Consider the following 6,254-nt stretch of genomic DNA (forward strand, 5'->3'; position numbering starts at 1 on the left):
ATGCGAGTAGCCGATAATATTACCGGTCTCATTGGAGAAACACCAATTGTGAAGTTAAATCGCTCAGTTGACAGTGATAGTGCCGAGATTTATTTGAAACTGGAATTCATGAACCCGGGCAGTTCGGTAAAAGACCGTATTGCATTATCAATGATTGAAGCGGCTGAAAAGCAAGGCAAGTTAGAAGAGGGAGATACCATTATTGAACCGACAAGCGGTAATACAGGTATTGGCCTGGCGATGGTTGCTGCAGCAAAGGGTTATAAGGCCGTGTTGGTTATGCCGGATACGATGAGTCAGGAACGCCGTAATTTATTACGTGCATATGGTGCTGAATTAGTATTGACACCTGGTGCAGATGCCATGAAAGGTGCCATTAAAAAAGCCGAAGAACTGCAGCAGGAGCACGGCTATTTTATGCCACAGCAATTTAATAATGAAGCGAACACGGAAGTGCATGCACGCACAACCGGCCAGGAAGTTATTAAACAGATGGATGACGGGCTTGATGCATTCGTTTCCGGTATCGGCACTGGCGGAACAATCACTGGTGCTGGCAGCGTTCTAAAGGAACACTTTAGCGGGATTAAACTTTATGCTGTTGAACCTGATGATTCTGCTATTCTTTCCGGAGATTCCCCGGGACCGCATAAGATTCAGGGACTTGGTGCAGGTTTTGTCCCTAAAATCCTGGATACGGATGTTTATGATGAAGTGATCCGGATTTCCAACGATGAAGCCTTTCAGACATCACGGGAAGTCGCCAGAAATGAAGGTGTTTTGGGCGGAATTTCAGCCGGGGCAGCAGTAGCCGCAGCTAAAAAAGTGGCCAAACAATTGGGTGAAGGCAAAAAAGTACTTGCGGTCATCCCGGATAATGGTGAACGTTATCTATCCACCCCGCTTTATCAATATGATGAAGAATGATTGCTGTAACGCAAGGATTGGTACCGGTTGTTTTGGTGCTAGTCCTTTTTTTAATGCTGTGATACGATGAAAATAATGATGGATTTGAAAGAGGGTACGCTATGCCATTAATAACTGATTCCAAAACACTCCATTTGGATAAACGGACACATGTGATGGGGATACTGAACGTGACACCTGATTCATTTTCGGATGGTGGTCATTATGCGACTGTTGAACAGGCAGTGGAACAGGCTGTCTTCATGGAACAGCAGGGAGCTGACATGATTGATATCGGGGGTGAGTCCACACGTCCGGATCATGACCCTATATCATTGGATGAGGAACTTGAACGTGTTTTGCCAATCATTCAGGCTGTCAAGGAGAAGGTGAACATTCCGATTTCCATTGACACGTATAAAGCAGAAACGGCACGTCAGGCAATCAAGGCAGGGGCAGAAATTATAAACGATGTCTGGGGTGCAAAACGGGAGCCTGAAATAGCACATGTTGCTGCTGTCAGCAATGTCCCGATTATTTTAATGCACAATCGGACAAATCAAAACTATACATCACTGATTGCCGATATGAAACAAGATTTACAGGAAAGTATCGATATCGCACTTAAAGCTGGCGTTTCGCCGGCTAACATAGTGCTTGATCCTGGTATTGGTTTTGCCAAAACGTCTGCGGATAATTTGACCGTTATGAATCACTTGGAGCAATTTCAGGATCTTGGATACCCAATGCTGCTTGGTACATCCCGCAAGTCATTTATCGGCAAAATTTTGGATCTTCCAGCCGCAGAGCGCGATAATGGTACTGGTGCAACAACTTGCCTCGGTATTGCAAAGGGTGTTCAAATTGTCCGGGTTCATCATGTGAAAGTGCACACCGAATTGGCGCAAATGATGGATGCCATGCTTGGGAAACAGGGGGCGGTAGATCTTGGATAAAATTTTAATGAACCAAATGGCGTTTTATGGGTATCACGGCCTGTTTCCTGAAGAGACCAAACTTGGACAACGATTTTTGGTTGATGTAGATCTGATGCTTGATTTGAAAAAATCCAGCCGTACAGATGATATGAATGACTCCATTGATTATGGGGAGGTTTACGATGTTGTCAAAGAGATTGTGGAAGGTGAACCCAAAAATCTGGTGGAAGCAGTTGCCGAAGCAATTGCCGATGAATTGTTCCGCTCATTTGAATTATTGGATGCCTGTAAATTGAAGGTTACCAAGCCTGATCCGCCAATACCAGGGCATTACCAGTCAGTGGCAGTGGAAATTTTCCGGGAGCGAAACGTATGAAAAATATCTTTCTTGCCTTAGGGTCAAATATAGAACCGCGGAAGGAATATCTGTCAAAAGCCCTGCATGCACTGAATCTGCATCAGCAAATGACAGTTATTCGAAGATCATCCATTTATCAAACAATCCCTGTCGGTTATACAGATCAGGCTGATTTTTTAAATATGGTGGTTGAATTGGATACTTCCCTTTCTCCGTTGGAACTGCTGGATGTTTGCCAAAGTATCGAACAACAATTGGACAGAAAAAGGGAAATCCGCTTTGGGCCGCGCACGATTGACCTTGACATTTTAATATATAATCAGGAAAATAGAGAAACAGAACGACTGACGCTTCCACATCCACGTATACTTGAACGGGCGTTTGTGCTTATTCCACTGGGTGAAATTGCACCAAAATTAACTATGCCGACAGCGGATAAAACAGTATCGGATTATATAGAGGAACTTCCCGAAAGTGATATAGAGGGTGTAATGCTATGGATAGAGAAAGGCTCGGCAGGAGAATAAAAGCGTACCGTAAATTAAAGGGCTATACGCAGGTGAGGCTGGCAAAGGAATTGGATATTCCGGTCATGAACCTCGGTGATGTCGAACGAGGGGAACAACCTGCTGCAGATGAACTGCTTGATCAAATAGCCGTCCAATTACGTATACCAAAACAGGAACTAAAGGGTGAGCCCCTAAGGGAAAAGGAGGAGGAATAACGAATGTTTCAAATCGGTGATATTACCATCCCGAATCGTGTTGTTCTGGCACCTATGGCTGGCGTTTCCAACTATGCTTTCCGTCTGACGGTTAAAGAATTTGGTGCAGGACTTGTCTGCGCCGAAATGGTTAGTGATAAAGGGATTAATCATAAAAATGAAAAATCCATGAACATGCTTTACATTGACGAAGATGAAATGCCAATGAGTCTGCAGATATTTGGCGGCGAAAAGGACTCGTTGGTGCAGGCCGCCCAGTTTGTGGACCAGAATACAAATGCAAGTATCATCGATATCAACATGGGATGCCCTGCACCGAAAGTCACGAAATGTGATGCAGGTTCAAGATGGCTGCTCGACCCGGACAAAATTTACCGCATGGTATCAGCCGTTGTCGCCAATGTCGATAAACCGGTCACCGTCAAAATGCGGACAGGCTGGGATGAAAATCATATTTATGCACTGGATAACGCAAGGGCAATTGAGGAAGCCGGAGCGAAGGCATTAGGCCTGCACGGCAGAACCCGGAAACAGATGTATGAAGGACATGCTGACTGGGATATTATTAAACAGGTAAAGCAGGCAGTGGATATTCCGGTCATTGGCAATGGTGACATTGACAGTCCGCAAGTTGCCAAACAGCGTCTCGACGAGAGCGGAGTGGATGCTATTATGATCGGACGTGCAGCACTCGGCAATCCGTGGATTATTTATCAGATTGTTAAATATCTCGAATCCGGTGAACTGGTGACAAATCCTGCGCCGAGGGAAAAAATTGATGTCTGCATGCTGCATATGGAGCGCCTGATTAAATTGAAAGGTGAAAAGATTGCCATTATGGAAATGCGCAAACATGCCGCATGGTACTTAAAAGGACTGAAAGGAAACGGAAAAGTCCGCCGACAAATAAATGAGACGGATACCCGTGAAAGTTTGACTGATATTCTATACTCATATGCGGAAGAATTGGAAGCCACAAGCAGGGCTTCCTGATCTCAGTTCTTATCATATTATAATTTAATTACAAAGTCCGGAAACGCCGATTTTATATGATAAACGAAAACCTGCACTCAGAAGTTGGTGGGGATTTATATTTTACCCGATAAAATCGGAACCGGTGAATAAAATGGAGTGATGACTGTGACCGAAGAATTTAATGACCATATGCGGGTGCGGCGGGAAAAGCTTGCATTTTATCAGGAAAAAGACGTGAAGCCGTTCGGAGACAAATTTGACAGAACCCATCTAGCTGAGGATCTGGTCGTGAAGTATGATCAGTTTTCCAAGGAAGAACTGGAAGAAAAAGCGGACAACGTAACGATTGCAGGCCGTATGATGACAAAGCGCGGAAAAGGGAAAGCTGGATTTGCCCACGTTCAGGATCTGAGTGGTCAAATTCAAATTTATGTACGGAAAGATATGATTGGTGAGGACACCTACGAAATTTTTAAATCTGCCGATATGGGGGATATTGTCGGCGTTACAGGTGTTATGTTTAAAACAAAAGTTGGTGAGCTGTCTGTGAAAGCGATGGAATTCACCTTACTGACGAAATCATTGCGCCCGCTCCCTGAAAAATATCATGGATTAAAAGATATTGAGCAGCGTTATCGCCAGCGCTATCTGGATCTAATCACCAATCCAAATAGTAAAGAGACATTTATCCTGCGCAGTAAAATCATTCAGTCGATGCGCCGCTATTTGGATGGACAGGGTTTCCTGGAGGTGGAAACACCTATGATGCACGGCATTCCAGGAGGAGCATCAGCCCGTCCGTTTGAAACATACCACAACGCCTTGGAAATCCCTTTATATATGCGGATCGCGATTGAACTGCATTTGAAACGATTGATTGTCGGTGGTATGGAAAAAGTGTATGAAATCGGACGAGTCTTCCGGAATGAAGGGGTGTCTACCCGTCATAATCCGGAATTCACCATGATGGAATTGTATGAAGCATACGCAGATTTTCATGATGTCATGACATTGACGGAAAATCTCATTTCCCATATTGCTAAAGAAGTACTCGGCAGTATGCAAATTCAGTATGATGATGAGGAAATTAATTTGAAACCAGAATGGAGAAGACTGCATATAGCTGATGCAGTAAAAGAATTTGCCGGTGTAGATTTATGGCCCAAAATGAGTGATGAACAAGCACGTGAACTAGCTAGGGCACATGGCGTTGAAATTCAGGAAAATATGACATATGGTCATATTCTCAATGAATTCTTTGAACAAAAAGTTGAAGACAAATTAGTACAGCCAACCTTTATTTATGGTCATCCGGTAGAGATTTCGCCACTTGCCAAGCGCAATGAAGAAGATGAGAGGTTTACCGATCGTTTCGAATTGTTTATTGTTGGCCGCGAACATGCGAATGCCTTTAGTGAGTTGAATGATCCGATTGATCAGCGTGAACGTTTTGAAGCACAAGTAAAAGAACGGGATGCAGGAAATGATGAGGCACATTTGATGGATGAAGACTTTCTGGAAGCTTTGGAATACGGAATGCCTCCAACAGGCGGGCTTGGAATAGGTATTGATCGGCTGGTAATGCTGCTGACAAATTCCCCATCTATCCGTGATGTCCTGCTGTTCCCGCAAATGCGCAATAAATAACAGGCATATTAATCCCGGTCAGAATATCGGGAATAGAAGTTCTGACCGGATTATCCTGATATCAGTGATCAAGTAGCAGGCAATTATTGTGATGCTCAGCCGGGAGATCCGATCATCCCCGTTGTATTGGAGGAAGATTATACCCAATTAGAGCTGGAATTGAACAGTAAATGCTAATTCATCTGTCAGCTTTTCACCAAAATTGGATGGAATAACCAATTATTTTTTGTTTTAACCCTATTGATTTAGAGAAAAAATCATGATAAATTATAATTCGTCGCGCAAAGAGATGCGGACAACAACAAAATCGATAAAAAAGTTATTGACTTTGTGATTGAAAGATGATATATTAATAAAGTCGCTTTTTTGAAGGTAGCACTGAATTTGCTCTTTGAAAACTGAACAAAACAACCAAGAAAGATGCCTAAACAGATGTCAGAGGCAGGGAGCTAGAAATCGGTTATATGCCGATGAGAGCTTCTTAGCCCCCCTGAATCAATTTTTGAAGCTGAGATATTGATAAGGCTGATCGGTGTCAGTCTTATGACAACTTTATTGGAGAGTTTGATCTTGGCTCAGGACGAACGCTGGCGGCGTGCCTAATACATGCAAGTCGAGCGCGGGAAGCAAACTGAAATCTTCGGATGGACGTTTGTGGAACGAGCGGCGGACGGGTGAGTAACACGTGGGCAACCTGCCTGTAAGA

Annotated in this window: 7 protein-coding genes and 1 rRNA gene; all 8 read left to right on the plus strand. The window is 43.8% G+C overall.

Features of this window, described 5'->3' with window-relative positions; translation table 11 throughout:
* A complete protein-coding gene (gene cysK, locus BM195_RS15530; RefSeq protein WP_090240614.1) occupies positions 1-927 on the plus strand; it encodes a cysteine synthase A in 927 nt (308 codons plus the stop codon).
* 101 nt (positions 928-1,028) lie between these two features.
* Positions 1,029-1,862 carry a dihydropteroate synthase gene (folP, locus tag BM195_RS15535; protein ID WP_090240616.1) on the plus strand — a complete coding sequence of 278 codons (834 nt, stop codon included), beginning with the start codon at positions 1,029-1,031 and terminating at the stop codon, positions 1,860-1,862.
* Positions 1,855-2,220 (plus strand): dihydroneopterin aldolase, encoded by a 366-nt coding sequence (gene folB, locus BM195_RS15540; protein WP_090240619.1) that lies wholly within the window; start codon positions 1,855-1,857, stop codon positions 2,218-2,220. The genes folP and folB overlap by 8 nt, the downstream gene beginning before the upstream one ends.
* Complete coding sequence (folK, locus tag BM195_RS15545) at positions 2,217-2,729, plus strand: 2-amino-4-hydroxy-6-hydroxymethyldihydropteridine diphosphokinase (protein ID WP_090240621.1); 513 nt, start codon at positions 2,217-2,219, stop codon at positions 2,727-2,729. Before folB ends, folK begins: the two co-directional genes overlap by 4 nt.
* Positions 2,699-2,926, plus strand: coding sequence for a helix-turn-helix domain-containing protein (locus BM195_RS15550; protein WP_090240624.1), 228 nt, complete (start codon positions 2,699-2,701; stop codon positions 2,924-2,926). Before folK ends, BM195_RS15550 begins: the two co-directional genes overlap by 31 nt.
* Positions 2,927-2,929: 3 nt before the next feature.
* Complete coding sequence (gene dusB / locus BM195_RS15555) at positions 2,930-3,919, plus strand: tRNA dihydrouridine synthase DusB (protein ID WP_090240626.1); 990 nt, start codon at positions 2,930-2,932, stop codon at positions 3,917-3,919.
* 147 nt (positions 3,920-4,066) lie between these two features.
* On the plus strand, positions 4,067-5,548 hold the full coding sequence (gene lysS, locus BM195_RS15560; protein ID WP_090240628.1) for a lysine--tRNA ligase: 1,482 nt from the start codon (positions 4,067-4,069) through the stop codon (positions 5,546-5,548).
* Positions 5,549-6,100: 552 nt separating this feature from the next.
* Positions 6,101-6,254: ribosomal RNA gene (locus BM195_RS15565) — 16S ribosomal RNA — on the plus strand; the annotation flags it as partial.

Source organism: Lentibacillus halodurans (genome assembly GCF_900112045.1).
Classification (GTDB): Bacteria; Bacillota; Bacilli; order Bacillales; family Amphibacillaceae; genus Lentibacillus; species Lentibacillus halodurans.